Below are 17,190 nucleotides of genomic sequence, written 5' to 3' on the forward strand. Positions count from 1 at the left end.
GGCAATGCGGAATTACCCTCAATCGGAACGACATTGAACAGGAACGGAATACTCCTGCATATCGCAGGCCTGTGGACGCTCTCCACGCTGGACGCGTCGGCAAAATGGCTGGTACTGGCAGGAGTGCCGGTCCTGATGGTGACATGGGTGCGCTATCTGATGCACACCGCGCTGATGACGGCCGTCGTGCTGCCGTCGCGGGGCGGCGCCATCTTCAAGACCCGTTCGCTGTCGCGCCAGCTGACGCGCGGCCTGCTGATGGTATTGTCGACGATACTGTTCTTTTCGGTCCTCAGGCGCCTGCCGCTTGCCGAAGCGACATCCCTCAATTTCATGGCGCCGCTGTTCCTGATGGCCATGGCGCCGTGGCTGCTGCGTGAATCGCATCGGCTGCATCGCTGGATCGGCGTGCTGACGGGCTTTGCCGGCGTGCTCATCGTGGTGCGGCCGGGATCGCCGCTCGATCCGCTCGGCGTTGCGCTCGGCCTGCTGACCGCACTGACGTTTGCGTTCTTCCAGATCTCCACGCGCCGCGTCGCGCATGATGATCCGCTCACCACCAATTTCTACGGCGGCCTGTTCGGCTCCGTCGCGCTGACCGCGGCATTGCCGTGGTTCTGGGAAGTGCCGCACCTGTCGGCGCCGCAATGGGTGCTGCTGATTTCCACCGGGTTCACCGGATTTGCCGGCCACCTGCTGCAGATCATGGCCTACCGCAGGAGCCAGGCGACGCTGCTTGCGCCCTTCACTTACCTGCAGATTGTTGCGGCCGCCATGCTGGGCTGGATCGCGTTCGGCCAGCTGCCGGACTTGACCACGGCGATCGGCATTGCGCTGATCTGCTCCGCAGGCCTGGCCGTGGTGCTGTGGGAAGCGCGCAGACCGGCGGTGCGGGTCGCCGAACAGGAATAATTCTGCTCAACGGCCCCCTGAAATCACAAGGGTCGATCCTTCGCAGGCGTGGCAGTTGGGGGCGCAACTTGCTCCTTGCTGCCCAATGCCCAGCACACCATGGCGAGCACCAGTCCGGCCGCCACGCCTTCAGCCATCTTGAAGGCACTATCGAACAGCAGCGGCGCCACGAAGCCCGATACCAGCGCAAAAATCAGCATCTGAATGAAGTTCTGCAACGAGGCGGCGAGTCCCCGCATCTGAGGAAAGAGGCTTTGCGTCATCACGCTCATCGCCGGCACTGCCATGGCCATGCCGAAGGCATACAGCATGATGGGCAGCACCGCCCAAGGTACGGCCGGCGCGAACAGGCCGGTATAGATCAGGTTGATGGCAGCCGCTGCCGCCATGACGAGGAAACCGCACCGGACCATGCCGGGAAGCGGCACGCGGTGCGCCAGTCTGCCGCTTGTCGCCGAGCCGATCACCATGCCGGCAACCATGGGAATGAACAGCCAGCCGAACGCGGTCTCCGGCAGATGCAGCACCTGCATGACGAAGCTGGCCGCAGATGAGATATACAGCGCAAAGCCGCTGAAGGCGAAGCCGGCACCGAAGGCGCGCAGCAGGAATTGCGGATGGCGCAGCGCCGTCCAGTAATTGCCGGCGATGGCGGCGGCCCGGAAAGGCTGCCGCGATGCCGCCGGCAAGGTCTCGCGCAGGGTGGCGCAGCAGGCGATCAGCAGGAGGATGCCGATGGCGGTCATGAAGGCAAAGGTGGAGCGCCAGCCGAAGGCGACATGGAGCAGGCCGCCGATCACCGGCGCGACTGCGGGAGCGATGCCGAACACCATCATGATGTTGGCGATGAAGCGCTGCGCATCCGCACCCTGGAAGCGGTCGCGCACGATGGCCTGCCCGATCACCATGCCGGCGCCTGCGGACGCACCCTGCAGCGCCCTGAAGACCAGCAGCGAGGTGAAGCTCGCGGACAGTGCCGCGCCGATCGATGCCGCCGTGAAGAGCACGAGAGAAAAGAGAATCACGGGGCGCCGGCCGAAGGAATCCGACAGGGTGCCGTAGAACAGGTTCATCAGCGAAAACGCAAACAGATAGACGCTGAGGGTTTGCTGCACCAGCGCCGGAGCGACGGTGAAGTGCTCGGCGATCGCAGGGAAGGAAGGCAGATAGGTGTCGATGGCAAAAGGGCCGATCATGGCCAGCCCGGCCAGGACGACGGTCAGCAGCTTGGTATTCATCACGCTAAGTCTTGATCAATGTGTGGAAAGGCCGGTGAGCGCGGCCATGGAGAACTGGTAAATGTGCTCGGCAATTTTCACGATGCCCGCCGGGTCATAGGCGATCTCCGGCGCGGCGATCTCGTGAACGCGCCGGGCGCTGGCATAGAAAACGGCCTGGCCGATGATGCTGAATACGCAACGCTGGATGGCGTCGTCCTCCAGCGCATCGCCGGTGATGCCGCGGATCAGATCGGCGAAGAAGCGATGCTCGGGCCGGATGTCTCGGTCGGCAATGGTGCCGATGGCTGCGGACGGGTCCATCAGTTCCCATGCGAGCAGGCGGGTGCGCAGCGAAGCCGGACCAGGCGTCAGGAGATTGGACACCAGCCGCTTGATTGCGGCGCGCAGTTTCTCGTCCGGGGCTTCGTTGCCGGCGGTTGTGCCGTCGACAAACGCTTTCTCTTCCTGCTCGCGCGCGAAGTCGAGCACGGCCAGGTAGAGATCGTCCTTGCTGCCGAAGTAGTAATGCACCATGGCGACATTGACATTCGCCCGCTCGCAGATCTTGCGGATGGAAGCCGCCTTGAAGCCGTTTTCGACGAAGACGTCGGCGGCGATGTGAAGGATGCGCTCGCGCGTCTGGGGAAAAGCGTCGGATGTTGCCATTGTTGTTAAACAGCCGTTTCAAACAGGCGTTTGATTATAGCGGAGAAGTGGTGCGGCCTGCAGCGGGGGTTCGGGAAATCCCTCACGCGCGCGGAATGCCGTTATAGTCGTGTACCCTTTTTCGCCGGCACCAGCATGTCTCTCCTTGCACGTTGTCTTTTCATTCTTTTTTTCGGCCTGCTGCCTGCGGCACCGTCCATGGCGGACGCTGAACGGGAAGCCGCGATTGCTGCTGAAAGGATGGAAAGGGCTATCGCTTTCTGCCATGGAAATGCGCAATGCGAAGAGGCAGTGCGCAAGCGCGAAGCGGCGGGAGCGGAAAAGCGGCAGCAGCGGGAGGCGGCGGACAAGGCGCTGAAGGAGGCTGACCCGAGCGGTTATTACCTGGCGCTGGCCCGACGGTATCTGGCCGCCGCGGCGTTCATTGCGGGCGCGGCCGGGCTTTATGTGCTCGTCATGAACCGGCTGTTCGGCAAGCGCCGCCGCCGGCGTGACGGCGGGTCGGACATTCCCCGCTGATTTCTCGCTCGCCTGAAAGATGGAACGATGAGAGCGATGTGCCCGCCGATTTTCCAATCGGCAGGCTGGCGTTCAGACCGCTCGTTCGATCCGGCCGGAAGTGGTGCGCCGGACAAGTTTTCCGGCACAAGGTTTTTGCAACTTACTTCCGCTCGATCACGACTTCAAGATACTCGCTAGGCAGCACCAGGGTTTCGTCGCCCGACCGGTTGCCGCTCGCCATGAGCGCCAGCAAGTCGGCCTTGAAGGCAGCCTGCTTCTCGGCATCCAGCGCGCCGAAGGTCTTGTTGAGCGGGCCGTAGTAGGTGCGGAAGACTTCGATCCAGTGTTCCTGCGAGCGGTAGCGCATGACGAACTCACGGCTGGTGGCGCGGATCTCTCCGGCCGCAGTGCCGAACAGTTCCTGCAGCCTGGCCTTCGTGCCCCACAGCGCCGGCGACTTCACGCCCGGTGCCGGAGGAATGTATTTGCCTATCGTCTTGAATACCTGCCCGATGAAGCTTTCCGGGGTCCAGCTTGCCAGGCCGATCTTGCCGCCCGGTTTGCAGACGCGCGCCATTTCAGCGGCTGCCTTTTCCTGGTCGGGAGTAAACATGACGCCGAAGGTGGACATGACCACGTCGAACGATGCAGCGGGAAACGGCAGGTTCTCGGCATCGGCTTCCTGAAACTCTATCGCCAGGCCCTCGGCTTGTGCCCGGATGCGTCCGGCCTCCAGAAGGGAAGGAACGTAATCGGTAGAGGTGACCTTGCACCAGCGGCGGGCGGCCGCCAGCGTCGCATTGCCGTTGCCGGCGGCGACATCGAGCACGCGGCTGCCTGCGCGCAGGTCGAGCGCCTCGCACAGGTTCTCGCCGACAATCTGCAGCGTGGTGCCGACCACGGCATAGTTGCCGGTGGACCAGGCGGCCTGCTGGCGCGACTTCACTGCGGCAAGATCGACTGCGGTAGAGGGAGGGGACATAACAGTGGACATCAAGTACTCCTTCAACATCAATGTAATGGTTTCTGGTGTGGGAACATCGGCTTCCGGTTTTCATCCTCGCCGGGTTGTGCTGCCGCAAAGTGCGGGCATCGAGGACGGGTCTAGTATTGATCGTCCCACCGCCTTAATGAATGACCGAGCGTCCGGCTTTCTTGCCCGGGACGCCGGATTTGAAGAGAAACCGAGATGGACGCGCTGTCTGATGTCTTGCGCGTCGTGCAGCTCAGCGGAGCGGTCTACCTCAACGCCGAGTTCACGGCCCCCTGGTGCCTGGTAGGCAAGGCGGAAAGCGATCTGTGCGCCGCGTATCTTCCGCGGGCAAACCGCGTGATTTCCTATCACCTCATTACCAGGGGTTCTTGCTGGGCAAGGCTGGAAGAGGATGATGACGATGAGCAAGCGCCGATACAGGTCAGCGCCGGCGATCTGCTAGTCGTTCCGCAAGGCGAACGCCACTTGATGGGCAGTAACCTTGCGCTGAAACCGACGCCCTCCGCCCAGGTGCTTTCCGAGCATGTCGCCATGCAGCCGGGCGAGGTCATGCATCTTCGCTATGGAGGCGGCGGCGCTTCCACGGGCATGGTATGCGGCTTTCTCGTATGCGACGAGGGCCAGAGCAATTCCCTGCTGGCTTCGCTCCCGCGAATCTTCAAGGTCAATCTTGGAGAAGGCAGGGAACAGGTCTGGCTGGCCACCGCGCTCGGCTTCGCGGCAGCCGAAGCCGCCGAACCGAAGGCCGGCAGCGCCACGGTGCTCGCCAAGCTCTCGGAGCTGCTGTTCGTCGAAGCGGTGAGGCGCTATATCGATACCCTGCCCGACAATGAAAAAGGCTGGCTTGCCGCAGTACGTGACCGCTATGTGGGCCGTGCGCTGTCGAGACTGCACGCACAGCCCGCTCATCCCTGGACCGTGGAGGAACTGGCCAGCCATGCAGGCCTGTCGCGATCGTCGCTTGCGCAGCGATTCACCAATCTGCTGGGCCTGCCGCCCATGCAGTATCTCGCACGCCTGAGGCTGCACCTGGCCGCCCGCCTGATGCGCGGCGACAGCAAGCCGCTGGTCGAACTGGCCAGCCGGGTCGGCTACGATTCCGAAGCGGCCTTCAGCCGTGCCTTCAAGCGTGAATTCGGCCTTCCCCCGGCAAGCTGGCGCACGCGCCAGGCACAGCAGGCAAGCAGTGCACAGGCAACGCTTGCTCCGCCCATCAAACGGGATACGGGCGATGTGCAGGCGTTTGCACGGCGTCAGTCCTGAATGTTCAGGCAAGTTCATGCGTGTTCGACACCCGCATGTGAAGCGACGGCATTGACCTGCCTTGTGCATCCGCCGTTTATCGTGCGGCGATCTCGAACCCCGTCCGCGGTTCAAAGCAAAGCCCAGCTCTCTCGACGCCGCGCATCCATCGTGAGCAATGTTGTGAGGCAGGCTGCGGTCAAAGGCATCCCTCGACATATTCGACCGAAGGCTTTTTCCCGGCACGGACATGGGTCACTTTGCCTCTGCTTTCTTCAAACAAGACCGCTGCGCTGCCGTCAGTTGAATCGAGAATCAGATAGTGGCCTTTATCGTCGTATTTGTGAGGCATGATTTTTATTCCCGGGTGCATTGCTTGCACTCTTGCGAGTGACGATCCGACACCGATCTTTGCACTGTTTCTGACCCCTGCCTTCGCATCGGCTCTCGTCACGATGCCTTCCTCCACCATGAAGCGAATCCGGGGGTATTTTCTGAACGTCACGAAATCGCATGCCGATTCGCGTTCCTTCGGCGATGCGGCTTCACCCAAGTTCTTTTCCACGCTCTCGAGAGGCTGTCCGAACTGCACCAGGCCATAGCCTGATGGCGAAAGCACCGGTGCTTCGGTCTTCGCCAAAGCCGGCAGAACCGCAAACATGCCGATGACGAACAAGCTTGCAAACCTCATGGTGACCGTTGCTCCCAACCTGGGCCGGAGGCAAGTGTCAAGCGTCGCATCAGGCATGCCCTTCGCTGCTGCGCTGTTGCACTGCGTCTTTTCATGGTCACCCCGCTTTTAACGCCAATGGAAGCAACACTCGGGATCGCAAAGCCGAGGGCCTTCGAGCACAAGAGATGCGTTTTCTTCAGCACGTTCGTCGATCTCTTCGACCGCCCGGCCAGCATGACGGTTCTCATGCATAAGCAAGGCAGAATGCCGTGACCAGAATCCGCAGCCGAATCAGATAGTCGGAAGCGTGCCGCCGTCGACGACATATTCCGCACCGTGAACGAATGCCGCGCGCGCAGACAGCAGGAATGCCACCACCTCCGCGACATCTTCCGGCCTGCCGGGTTGGCCGAGCGGGATGCCGCCGAGTGACTTCATCAGCGCGCCGCGTGCTTCCCCGGCGCTGATGTCGCGGTGCGCCGCCATGCGGTCGATGAGGGCGGTCGCGGCGGTGGTTTCGATGAAGCCCGGCGCCACCGCATTGACTCGAATGCCGCGTGGCCCGAATTCATTGGCCAGAGACTTGCTGTAGCTTGCGAGCGCGGCTTTTGCGGCGGCATACGCAACAGTCGACTCATAGAGCGGCAGGCGGCGCTGAATCGACGTGATGTGCACGATGGCGCCATGTCCCCGCGCAAGCATGCCGGGCAGGAATGCGCGGTCGAGTCTTACCGCGCCCATCAGGTTGGTCTGGATGGCGGCTTCCCAGATGGCATCGGTCAGCGCGAGCGCGCCTCCGCCTGGCGCAGAAGAACCGCCTACGTTGTTGACCAGCAGGTCAATGCCGCCAAGTTCGCGCTCGATGGCTTCCACGACCGTGTCTGCTCCTGCAGGAGTCGCAAGGTCAGCCTTGAGGTAGCGTACGCCGGGCAGCGGCTCTGCCGGCAATTGGCGGGCGGTCGTCACGACTGCGGCGCCGCGCTGCGCCAGCAGGCGGACGATGGCTTCGCCCATGCCCTTGGTTCCGCCCGTCACGAGGGCCCGCTTGCCATGGAATTCCAGCGTGCTCATACGCCGACCTCCAGGGATGCAATACAGTCGCCGCTGAGTACGAAACGATAGGCGAGCATCGCAGGGCTGCCCGGGAAATCGCCGGTCACGCGCGCTTGCAGGCGATAGTCCCGGTCCGCGCCTTCGATATGCAGGGCTTCCACGATCGGGCGGTAACGAGTGCTGGTTTCGGCCTTCCACGCCAGGATCGCTTCAATGCCGCGATATTCCCTTGCTTCATCATGAACAAGGGCATCCGCAGTGAAGCAGGCGGCAAGGGCGCGCGTATCGTTGGCGTTCGCCGCCTCGAGGTAGGCGGCGATGGGTGCAGGAAAATGAATCATGTTGGTCTCCAGAAGTTGAATGGGCAGTCTAGATTTTTAAACTCTTGGGAAAAACAGGCCTCGCCTACATGGCTTATGAACTTCTGGTTCATAATCTGGTGTCATGACTTCACTCGATTTGATCCGCATTTTCCTCGCCGTCGCCAAGCACCGCAGCTTTTCACTTGCCGCCCAGGAACTGGCGATCAGCCCGACCGCGTGCAGCAAGGGCGTACGGGCGCTCGAACGCCGTCATGGCGTCGTGCTGTTCAGGCGCACCACGCGCAGCGTGTCGCTGACCGAACCCGGTGTGAGCCTGCTTGCCATGCTCAAGCCGGCAATCGACCAGATCGAGGAGGCATTCACTGCGCTCGAGCCGTTCCGCGAGCGCCCGGCAGGCCGGCTGCGCATCACCGCCCCGCGGGCGCTTGGCTTGCGGGTTGCACGGCTGCTGGTGCCGGGCATGCGCGCGAACTATCCGGACGTGTCGCTCGACCTGTCGCTGGACGACGGCGTCATTGATCTGGTGGCACAGGGATACGATGCCGGCATCCGGCTGGGGCAATCCATCGAGCAGGACATGGTCACGGTCCGCCTGAGCCGGGAGTTGTCATGGTCAGTCGTTGCCGCGCCGCAGTATCTCGGGAGGCATGGCGCGCCCGGCGTGCCGCAGGACTTGTTGAACCATAAAACGATCCGTTACCGATTCAACAGCTCCGGCCTTCTGCACGCGTGGCGCTTCACCGGCCCGGATGGCGCTTATGAACTAGAAACCGATACTGCCCTGGTCGCCAACGATACGGCAGCAATTGCAGAGTTCGCCCGCCAGGGACTCGGCTATGCCTACCTTCCCGATATCGAAATCGAGGCCGATCTGCGGCAAGGCCATCTCGTGCGGGTGCTTGACACCTTCGTGCCCAAAACGACCGGGTTGTATCTGTATTTTCCGGTTCGAACGCAAGCGCAGCCGAAGATGCGTGCCTTGATCGAACAGGCTCAGGCGCTGGCGGCGCAGGGACAGCTTGATCCATGAGGCCGAAAGCGCCCTCCTGGCCGCACCGGCGATTGTGGGACTCGTTGGCGCTGTCGTGGGGAAATACGGCTTGCGCAGATTCAAGCAGGACAACGACCAGCAGGCCCTGCTCCTCACCTATGGTGTCTCCTACCTTCTGGTGCAGGTCGTGATCCTGATCTGGGGGTTGAAAGCCAAGTTCTACTTTTTCCCGCGCCTGCTTGACGGTCCGCTGTTCTCGCTTTACGGCACTGCCTTTCCGAAGTACCGCGTCTTCATCATGCTTGCAGCAATTCTGATGCTGTTCTTTATCCATCTGCTTCTCTCGCGCACGCGCATCGGCCTGGTAGTCCAGGCTTCGCTTACCCATCCTCATATGGTCGAAGCGCTGGGCCATGACGTCCCCCTGACCCGGACTGTCGTGTTCGGGGGCGGTGCAGCGCTTGCGGCATTAGAGCGGTTTCGTGTTGACCTGCTTGTCGATCCCGGACCGATTGCCTCTGGTACTGCGTTGCGGCTCCTTGCCATGGCACCGCCATGTCGCGTCGCCACGTCTTGTCCCGGAGACAATCCGCCTCGGCCTCGACTAAGCCGGTCAACACGAAACCGCTCTAGCCGGAGTGATCGGCGGCACGGCGCTCGGCACGTCGCCGTCCATGGGGCTTTCCGTAGGAAGCGTGATGTTCGCGGTCGTCGTGTTGAGAGTGCGGTGCTGCTTGTTCATTGAGGTGCCACGCCTGTCAATCGGCTGAATTACGCGGCTCGTGTTGGAGCACTTGGAAAGCTCTTACCCGACGCATCAATGCTCACCCATGGAAGTTTGCTCTCGCAGAAGATACTGATTCCAGGGACAAGGTTTTCGTGACCTTCAAGGGTCCCGAGATACACCATGGCGAGTCCTCTATATGTATGAGGATTTGAATTGAATATCGGAGTGCCGCAGGTAACGCAGAAATGCCGCCTGGTGCGCTCGGTCACCGTATAAGCGGCAAGAGTTTCGTTCTCGGAGGCGACAGAAAAATGCTCTTCCCTGACGACGACATAGGAAGAGAACGGCGCACCGGTCATGCTCCGGCAAAGTCCGCAATGGCAAGCAACGACTTGCAGTGTCGGCCCGGCTATCTTGTATTGAACTTGACCGCACTTGCAGCCGCCGATAGATTGAGTCACGTTTTCCTGTCCCCATGAAGGTCTAAAAATCCGGCAACTATCTTAAATTTGTATTTTGAATCAAGCACTGGAATGAAGATGACCCGATTATTTTAGCCGCGTTGACCGTTCCGGTTACAGAAAGCATCGTGGCATGGTCGGACGGCGGGGCACCTCGTTAGATCCCGTAGTGATCCGCCACTTCCAATGCCGGCCATGTTTCCAGCCAGCGCTTGCTCTTCATACGCGCCATGAAGACCGAATTCGCATAGTTTGCCTTTGGGTTCGGCGCAATCGACAATTTCCAATTGTGCTCCAGTCCGAGTGGAGCCACTACTTCCACTTCGTTCGGTGCGCTTAGCCGTACGCCGACACACGTGGCTTGCTCCGGATAGTAACTGATTGCATCCGTGGTGTTCCGGTACGGAGGATGTCCATTGCGTAGATGCATGCGCGCCTGGTTGCGCACTTGCCAGCACACCTCGGGTCGCATGCTTCGCAGAATTGACTCTATATCCTGTTCCATTGCCGGAGCAAGATCGGAAGGATCGAAGAAGGCTACGTCCACGTCGTTCAGCGGAGTGGCTTTCGTCTTGCCATGCAGGTGATCCCATATCAGATTGCGGACGAAGCCGGCGACAAGAAGCCAGTCTGGAAGACTGAGCGTCTTGACTACAGCAAGACAATCCATGCGCCATTTGTCAGCACGTATCAAAGCCTCGGTCTTCGCGATGTCCGTCATGATGTAAGGGTTGCCATCCGGATTGACCGGGGCCAACAGGTAAAAGAGTCGAATAACATGTCAGGTCTGCCGCAGGTCGTGAAAATTCATATCCTCGTATGCGGCGGAATATACACATATTTTCTTCTTCCTGATGGTTTCGTCGATGGCCATGCCAGGCGCATCCTCCATCATCACGGCGCTTGCCGGTAAGTTGAAAAGCTGCCGTTTACCTCCTGATTCAAGCGAATCAAAAATATTCAGAAGGGGAAGGTGATTCGTTGAAACGTTTTCTCATGAATTCATCCTTTCGAATAAATCATTGGCCTGCGGAAGGTCACGATTTTTGTCTCGGCCTTTTTTACAGGTCCGAAAGAAAAGTGCGCAGCTTGATATGTATTAAGGATGCTCATCGGAGGATAAAGGCAGCAAGCCACTGGCGACCTAAGATGGTTTTATCGCCTCGGCATTCCAGCCGTTTTATTCGGAGGGAAACACCATGGACCGGCGTATTATTCTGGCGGGCTTGGCAGCCCTGATCTCAGGTTCGGTTCTGTTCCCGGAAACACCAAATGCACAGCAGCCTGACAAGGTCTACCGAGTTGGCGTCCTTGTGAATGGCGGCGCTACCGTGGATGGGAAACCCAATCCGGCATTGGATGAGCTTCGCAAAGGCATGGCTCGACTCGGCTATGTTGAGGGAACGAATATCATCTATGAAGCGCGCTTTCCCGAAGGCCAGCTTGAGCGTCTGCCTGGTTTTGCTTCCGAACTGGTAGCAAAGGGCGTTGATGTCATTGCCACCTTCGGCGGCCCGTCAACGAACGCTGCGCGAAAGGCAACCACGACCGTTCCGGTCGTCGCTGCTCTCGTTGCCGATCCGGTAGCGATAGGCGTAGCGAAAACGCTGGAGCGGCCTGGAGGGAACATTACCGGAGCGACGAACAATGATCCTGAGCTTGCCAGTCGTCAGCTGAACATGCTGAAAACGCTCTTGCCAAAACTGACGCGTGTTGCGGTCTTGAGCGATTCCGACATTCCCGGCGCCGACGCCAGCGGTCTGGCTCCGATAGAGCGCGCCAACGTGGCCGCCGCTCGTGAGGCCGGTCTTTCGCCACAAGTGCTGAAAGTGAGGGGGCCGAACCCTGATCTGGACACCGCATTCAAGGCCATGGCGACCGACGGCGCACAGGCGCTGGTCGTGCTGGAAGTTCCTGCCACCATTGCGGCCCGCAAGCGCATTGCAGAACTCGCCTCGAAACAGCGTCTGCCAACGATGTTTTGGGGTGGCGCGTCCGATTCCGGTTGCCTGATCAGCTATGGCACGCCCTTTACCGCCGACTTTCCCCGGCTGCCGCCTGTCATCGACAAGATTTTGAAAGGCGCAAAGCCGGCGGATACACCGTTTGAAGTGGTATCTCGCCGCGAGTTGGACATTAACCAAAGGACTGCCCGGGAGTTGGGGATTGTGATTCCTTCGGAGCTTTTGAAAACCGCCAACCACGTTTTTGAATAAACGCTGCAATGAACTTGCCGAGGTTTCTCTCGGCGGAACAAGCGCTGTATCAGGCCGGTAGCATATTCCAAACCGTCGAATGCGAAGATCACCGAAAATCTGACTGCTCCTGGCCGAGCACAGGGGATAGCCTGGTTGATGTGGCGGCCGTTACAGGCTCCCTGTCCGGCCTTCCGTTCTGCAGGCGAACGTCGCCGGATACCTGCCACGCCGGAAAGCTGCTATCCGATATCGAGCCAATCAAAGGAGCACTCTCATGAAAACAGTAGATCCTGTTGTGTCGGCATTCTTCTCCGTATGGTTGCTGGTTGCACCGCTCGCATCCGCCCAAGGCGCCAATGGCAAGGTCGAGCAGCAAATCTCTGCGCTGTCAGACGCAATGATTGCAGCGAACTTGAAAGGCGACACCGACTTCTACCAGAAGTATTACGCCGAAGACGCCATCATCGTCCACGGCAACGGCAAGCTGTTTACAAAAGCGCAGGAACTGGCGGATCTCAAGTCCGGCTCCTTGAAATATGAGTCCATTGACGTGCGGGAGAAAACCATACATGTGTACGGCGATACAGCGGTCGTGCACATTCTGCTGTCGTTCAAGGGTTTGCTCGGGGGGAAACCGTTCGGCCCTATTGATCTGCGCCGCACAGTCGTGTGGGCTCCGCAGCAAGGAAGCTGGAGAATTGTTGCATGGCAGGTGACGCGCGTAGAGAACAAGTAATCTCTCGCCGGCATGCTCGCGTTTGACGAGGCCGCCCGTTACGGGTCAACTCATCATTGACTGCCGGGGCCGCCCGGATACTATGCATGGAAATATTCAGATTAACTGGTCGTCCGGGAAATTGTCGGCAAGGGCGGCATGTTCAAATTGCCGCCTCCAAAAACCTTTAGTCGTTGCCAGACCTGACTGACTGCCGCTCTCCGACGATGCGCATGATCTCCGTCGCATTGACGGGCTTGACCAGATGCATGTCGAATCCCGCATCCATGGTCGCCTTGCGATCCTGCGACTGTCCCCAACCGGTGACGGCAATGAGCATCACGTCTTTTGCCCAGCCTTGCTTGCGTATCCAGCGGGCCACATCAAGGCCCGAGGCCAGGGGCATGCCTATGTCGAGTATCGCGACATCCGGCTGGCAAACTTGAGCCATCTCGATCGCCGATTTTCCATCGTAGGCGGTATGTACCGAATACCCGACCGTTCGCAGAACTTCGGCGAGAAGATCCGCCGCATCGGCATTGTCATCCGCAACCAGGACGCGGCCATGATGAAAATCGGGAACGTCGCTGCTTGCGGCAGGCGGCATGCCGGCGTGCGGCGCTTCCGCCAGCGGCAGCTCGAACTGCACGCGCGTGCCTTTGCCGGCCCCATCGCTGAATGCCTTGGTCGAGCCGCCATGCAGCTCGACCAGTCTTTTCACGATGGCCAGTCCGATGCCCAAGCCTGATGTGCCGCCGGTCACCTTCGATTGCGCCTGCGAGAACATCTCGAAGACGTAGTCGAGCTTCTCCGGTTCAATGCCGATTCCGTTATCGATCACCTCGATCTGTGCCATGCGACCCGAACGCCGCAGCCGGACTTCGATTCGGCCTCCTGACGGCGTGAACTTCCCCGCGTTGTTCAGCAGGTTGCTCATGACCTGGGTGAGGCGCACTTCGTCCGCCACGACCGTGACGGGCTCCGCCGGCAGGCTCAACTGCACCTGATGGCCCATCGGCTCGATCAGCGGTCGCGCGCTTTCATAGCCCAGTTCGATGATATGGCGCAGGTCGGTCGGCTGCATGTCGAGCGCTATCTTGTTGCGTGCGATTCGGCTAAGGTCGAGCAGATCGTCGAGCAGCTTGCCCATGTGTGCCGTCTGCCGTTCAATGACTTCCCTGGCCTTGCTGATCGATTCGGGAGTGGCTACATGCCGCAGCAGTTCCACCGAGTAGCCGATGGCTGCCATGGGATTGCGCAGTTCATGCGCCAGCACGGACAGGAAATCGTTCTTCTGCCGATTCGACTCTTCCAGTTCGCTCTGCGTCTTCTTGAGCGCGCTGATATCCATCAACGCACCGACCACGCCTCGCACCTGGCCCTGCTCGTCGAGCAGCGGCGCCGTATTGATCAGTACGTGAACCGAACTGCCGTCGCGGCGCCGTATTTCCAGTTCCTCACCGCGAACAGGTTCGCCGGTCCGCGCCGCCCGCTGCATCGGCAAGTCATCGGGGTTCGCAGGAACGCCTCCCTGGTAGCACTGGAAAGGCAATGCATCCGCCATTTCGCCGCTGGCGGAAACATTAGTGCCTGGCTCCGTGCCCAGCAAGCCGGAGAAATAGGGCGTCATGATGATATGTTCAGCGCGCGCGTCGCGGCTGATCGCCACGCCGACGGGCAGCAAGTCGAAGATCGCCTGCAGCTCTTCCTGCTGCTTTCGCTTCTCTTCCTTCAATGAGACTTCGGCGGAGATGTCGCGTGCAGTGCCGATCACCAGCTTCGGCAGGTTGTCGCCGTCGAGCAGCACCTTGCCGCTGGATGCGATCCAGCGTATCTCTCCGTCCGCGCCGAGCGCCCTGAACTCGGCGTGATAGTTGCTCTTCCCGGCGACCGCAGCCTCCCACTGCGCCAGTACCAGCGGCCTGTCTTCCGGATGGACTTCGTTGAGCCAGTCATCGAAACTTGCATGCGTAAAGCCTCTGGCACGGCCGAACATCGGGCCGATATCGTCCGAATAGCTCAGCTCATTGCCATGCATGTCGTATTGCCAGGTGCCCATCCCCGCGGACTGCAAGGCGATTTCCAGCCTGGCCTTGGCCAGCGATTCGCGTTCCAGGGCTTTCTGCAGCCGTTCCCGGTTGGTGGCGCGCTCCACGCAGCCAAGCACCGCATACGGTACGCGAGGGTAATGCTTGCTTGTCTTGGTGATGTAATCATCGAGCCCCTCTTTCATCGCTTCCACCGCGACTTCCTCGTTGCCGCTGCCGGTAAACATGATGACCGGCTTGCCCGGATGCCGCTGCTTGATTTCCTTCAGCACGTCGGTACCCGTGGTCCAGCGCAGCCGGTAGTCGGTGACGGCAACGTCGAAGCTTCCGTCGGCCAGCGCATCCTCGAGCTTGCGGGCGTCGCTGATATGGCGAACCTGAAGGTTCTCGATATGGAGTCTCAGTTCGCGTTCAACGAGGGCGCGGTCGTCCGGATTGTCGTCGATCAGAAGAACACGCAGACCTGCAGCGGCCGATTCATCGTTATGCACTTGGCAGCTCGATCCAGAAAGTTGATCCGACACCCGGCGCGGACTGCACGCCGACCGTTCCGTTCATGCGCTCGACGCCTTTCTTGACGATCGCAAGTCCTATGCCGGTACCGGGATATTCCTCTTCGCCGTGCAGGCGCTCGAACACGTTGAATATCCGTTCGAGCGCCGCCTTGTCCATGCCGATGCCGTTGTCCTGAACTTCGACCCTGACGGTCGAGCCTGCCGATTTCGCCAGGACGTTGATCGAGGCATGGGTCTCGGGCCTGACGAACTTGACGGCATTGGAGAGCAGGTTGGTCAGCGCCTGAACCAGCACCGGGCGATACGCCTTCACCAGCAGGCTGTCCGGCACGTTCATCTGAATGGAGGCTTGCCGGTAGCCCGGTTCGCTCTGCAGCGCGGCCTGCGCATCCGTGACCGCCTCGCGCAGGGAAATGACTTCGGCCGCCAGTTCGGCACGCGACAACCTGGCGAATTCGAACAGCTCCGACACCATCAGGTCCACCCGCTTCGTGATGGCATCGATGCGCTCGGCATAGCTGACTATCTGCTTGTCGTTGCCGGACTGGATGTCCTGGCGCAGCGCGTCTGCATAGCCCTGGATGGTTCGCAGGGGTTCGCGCAAGTCGTGCGACACCGAGAAGCCGAAGGTCTCGAGCGCCTCGTTCGCTTCCTGAAGCTGACGCGTGCGCTCGACGATTCTGCGTTCCAGCTCGGCATTCAAGCGGTGGATTTCCGCACCGGCCTGATGCAGGGAGGTTGCGTCTTCCACGATGCCGTCAATGGCATCATGACCGTTGACCTTGACGCGCACCAGCTTGACGACGTAGAACTTGCCGCCGGCATCGTCTTCACCGATCTTGGCCTGGAGTTCCGTGGTGTCGAAAGGGACCTTCAGCGCGGGCAGCGATTCGACGACCCGGTCCAGCAGGGGATGACGGATCGCGGATGGTTCACCCTGATCGCCGCCCAGCATGTTTCGCAGCGCACGGTTGCACTCTTCCAGCCGCCCTTCCAGCGACATGCGGAAGACGCCGAGCTGGATATTCTCCAGCAGGGAGGCCAGGCGGGTTTCGGATCGGATGGCGCGGGCGCGGATCTCCGAACGGTCCAGGCAGGTACGCACCGCGACGGGCAGTCTTGCATAATGCCGCGGGCTCTTGATGACATAGTCGTCCAGTCCCAGCTTCATCGCTTCCACGGCGATTTCCTGGGTGCCGGTGGCGGTGAACATGATGACCGGAAGCTGCGGTTCGAGCGTCTTGACCTGCCTGAGCACGTCGAGCCCGGTTGTCCAGCGCATCTGGAAGTCGGTGATGATGATGTCGAAATCCAGCCCGGCTTCCACCTGGCGGTCGAACCCGGCGCGGTCGCCGACTTCCTGGATCTGCGTGTCCTGGAAGTGTTTTTCGAGCTCGCGCCGCGACAGTGCGCGGTCGTCGGGATTGTCGTCGAGCAGCAGAATGTTGAGCGTCATTGTTCTGTTTTCAATTCGTGGTGCCGGTGCGCGTTGTGCTCAGGTTGGTCTGCAGCCAGTACACGTCCAGCATGCCAAGCAGCTGAACCAGCCCGGTGAAGACCACCGGTTTCTGCAGGTAGGAGTTGGCGCCGGCTTCGTATGCCTGCTTGATGTCCTCGTCTTCGGTCGAGGAAGTCAGCACCACCACCGGGATGCCGGCCAGTTCCGGCCGATGCCGGATCCAGCGCAGTACTTCCAGCCCGGACCGCTTCGGCAGCTTCAGATCCAGCAGTATGACCGAAGGATGCGGCCAGGTGCGCCGGTCGTGGTATTGGCCCGTTCCCTCAAGATAAGCCACCGCCTCGTCGCCGTCGTTCACGACGCAGAGCGATACCTGCAGGCCGGCTTTGCGGACGGCCCGCTGGGTCAGCAGTACATCGTCGGGATTGTCTTCCACCAGCAGGATGCAGGGCAGGCCCGGTAGAAATGACTGTTGAAGTGATGCGTCCATGC

18 protein-coding genes are annotated in these 17,190 nt (G+C 60.6%); 7 read left to right on the forward strand and 11 right to left on the reverse strand.

Annotation, left to right across the window (positions count from 1 at the left end; genetic code table 11):
• Nucleotides 1-33 precede the first annotated feature (33 nt).
• Nucleotides 34-912, forward strand: a complete 879-nt coding sequence (locus IGW03_RS19695) for a DMT family transporter (RefSeq protein ID WP_228535812.1) — start codon at nt 34-36, stop codon at nt 910-912.
• A gap of 23 nt (nt 913-935) precedes the next feature.
• Here IGW03_RS19695 and IGW03_RS19700 read toward each other — a convergent pair whose 3' ends face one another.
• Both IGW03_RS19700 and IGW03_RS19705 read right to left on the reverse strand, forming a co-directional pair.
• Nucleotides 936-2,150 (reverse strand): multidrug effflux MFS transporter, encoded by a 1,215-nt coding sequence (locus IGW03_RS19700; RefSeq protein WP_194724243.1) that lies wholly within the window; start codon nt 2,148-2,150, stop codon nt 936-938.
• Nucleotides 2,151-2,165: 15 nt separating this feature from the next.
• Nucleotides 2,166-2,798, reverse strand: a complete 633-nt coding sequence (locus IGW03_RS19705) for a TetR/AcrR family transcriptional regulator (RefSeq protein WP_194724244.1) — start codon at nt 2,796-2,798, stop codon at nt 2,166-2,168.
• Between the two features lie 198 nt (nt 2,799-2,996).
• Here IGW03_RS19705 and IGW03_RS19710 point away from each other — a divergent pair, with 198 nt between their 5' ends.
• Entirely contained in the window at nt 2,997-3,317 is a 321-nt protein-coding gene (locus tag IGW03_RS19710) for a hypothetical protein (RefSeq protein ID WP_194724245.1), read from the forward strand.
• Between the two features lie 142 nt (nt 3,318-3,459).
• Here IGW03_RS19710 and IGW03_RS19715 read toward each other — a convergent pair whose 3' ends face one another.
• Nucleotides 3,460-4,293 (reverse strand): class I SAM-dependent methyltransferase, encoded by an 834-nt coding sequence (locus IGW03_RS19715; RefSeq protein WP_194724246.1) that lies wholly within the window; start codon nt 4,291-4,293, stop codon nt 3,460-3,462.
• A gap of 195 nt (nt 4,294-4,488) precedes the next feature.
• Here IGW03_RS19715 and IGW03_RS19720 point away from each other — a divergent pair, with 195 nt between their 5' ends.
• A complete protein-coding gene (locus IGW03_RS19720; protein ID WP_194724247.1) occupies nt 4,489-5,556 on the forward strand; it encodes an AraC family transcriptional regulator in 1,068 nt (355 codons plus the stop codon).
• Between the two features lie 178 nt (nt 5,557-5,734).
• Here IGW03_RS19720 and IGW03_RS19725 read toward each other — a convergent pair whose 3' ends face one another.
• From IGW03_RS19725 to IGW03_RS19735, 3 genes are all read right to left on the reverse strand, one after another.
• Nucleotides 5,735-6,226 (reverse strand): hypothetical protein, encoded by a 492-nt coding sequence (locus IGW03_RS19725; protein WP_194724248.1) that lies wholly within the window; start codon nt 6,224-6,226, stop codon nt 5,735-5,737.
• Between the two features lie 273 nt (nt 6,227-6,499).
• Nucleotides 6,500-7,279 carry an SDR family oxidoreductase gene (locus IGW03_RS19730; protein ID WP_194724249.1) on the reverse strand — a complete coding sequence of 260 codons (780 nt, stop codon included), beginning with the start codon at nt 7,277-7,279 and terminating at the stop codon, nt 6,500-6,502.
• Entirely contained in the window at nt 7,276-7,602 is a 327-nt protein-coding gene (locus IGW03_RS19735) for a nuclear transport factor 2 family protein (protein WP_194724250.1), read from the reverse strand. The genes IGW03_RS19730 and IGW03_RS19735 overlap by 4 nt, the downstream gene beginning before the upstream one ends.
• Before the next feature lie 103 nt (nt 7,603-7,705).
• Between IGW03_RS19735 and IGW03_RS19740 the strand changes: the two genes are divergently transcribed.
• Both IGW03_RS19740 and IGW03_RS19745 read left to right on the forward strand, forming a co-directional pair.
• Nucleotides 7,706-8,614, forward strand: a complete 909-nt coding sequence (locus IGW03_RS19740) for a LysR family transcriptional regulator (protein ID WP_194724251.1) — start codon at nt 7,706-7,708, stop codon at nt 8,612-8,614.
• Nucleotides 8,604-9,320, forward strand: coding sequence for a branched-chain amino acid ABC transporter permease (locus IGW03_RS19745; protein WP_194724252.1), 717 nt, complete (start codon nt 8,604-8,606; stop codon nt 9,318-9,320). Before IGW03_RS19740 ends, IGW03_RS19745 begins: the two co-directional genes overlap by 11 nt.
• A 26-nt stretch (nt 9,321-9,346) precedes the next feature.
• Here IGW03_RS19745 and IGW03_RS19750 read toward each other — a convergent pair whose 3' ends face one another.
• Both IGW03_RS19750 and IGW03_RS19755 read right to left on the reverse strand, forming a co-directional pair.
• On the reverse strand, nt 9,347-9,763 hold the full coding sequence (locus IGW03_RS19750; RefSeq protein ID WP_194724253.1) for a GFA family protein: 417 nt from the start codon (nt 9,761-9,763) through the stop codon (nt 9,347-9,349).
• A gap of 157 nt (nt 9,764-9,920) precedes the next feature.
• Entirely contained in the window at nt 9,921-10,484 is a 564-nt protein-coding gene (locus tag IGW03_RS19755) for a nucleotidyltransferase family protein (protein WP_194724254.1), read from the reverse strand.
• A gap of 478 nt (nt 10,485-10,962) precedes the next feature.
• Between IGW03_RS19755 and IGW03_RS19760 the strand changes: the two genes are divergently transcribed.
• Together IGW03_RS19760 and IGW03_RS19765 are read left to right on the forward strand one after the other, a co-directional pair.
• Nucleotides 10,963-11,979, forward strand: a complete 1,017-nt coding sequence (locus IGW03_RS19760) for an ABC transporter substrate-binding protein (RefSeq protein ID WP_194724255.1) — start codon at nt 10,963-10,965, stop codon at nt 11,977-11,979.
• Between the two features lie 256 nt (nt 11,980-12,235).
• The gene (locus IGW03_RS19765) at nt 12,236-12,697 is read left to right on the forward strand and encodes a nuclear transport factor 2 family protein (RefSeq protein WP_194724256.1); all 462 of its coding nucleotides are present in this window, start codon (nt 12,236-12,238) and stop codon (nt 12,695-12,697) included.
• Nucleotides 12,698-12,863: 166 nt separating this feature from the next.
• Here IGW03_RS19765 and IGW03_RS19770 read toward each other — a convergent pair whose 3' ends face one another.
• Genes IGW03_RS19770 through IGW03_RS19780 form a run of 3 tightly spaced genes read right to left on the reverse strand, consistent with a single transcriptional unit; the run spans nt 12,864 to nt 17,188 of the window.
• Complete coding sequence (locus tag IGW03_RS19770; protein ID WP_194724257.1) at nt 12,864-15,215, reverse strand: response regulator; 2,352 nt, start codon at nt 15,213-15,215, stop codon at nt 12,864-12,866.
• On the reverse strand, nt 15,208-16,695 hold the full coding sequence (locus tag IGW03_RS19775) for a sensor histidine kinase (protein WP_194724258.1): 1,488 nt from the start codon (nt 16,693-16,695) through the stop codon (nt 15,208-15,210). The genes IGW03_RS19770 and IGW03_RS19775 overlap by 8 nt, the downstream gene beginning before the upstream one ends.
• Nucleotides 16,696-16,705: 10 nt before the next feature.
• Nucleotides 16,706-17,188 carry a response regulator gene (locus IGW03_RS19780; RefSeq protein WP_194724259.1) on the reverse strand — a complete coding sequence of 161 codons (483 nt, stop codon included), beginning with the start codon at nt 17,186-17,188 and terminating at the stop codon, nt 16,706-16,708.
• Nucleotides 17,189-17,190: the final 2 nt, after the last annotated feature.

This window comes from Noviherbaspirillum malthae (assembly GCF_015352985.1).
Classification (GTDB): domain Bacteria; phylum Pseudomonadota; class Gammaproteobacteria; order Burkholderiales; family Burkholderiaceae_D; genus Noviherbaspirillum; species Noviherbaspirillum malthae.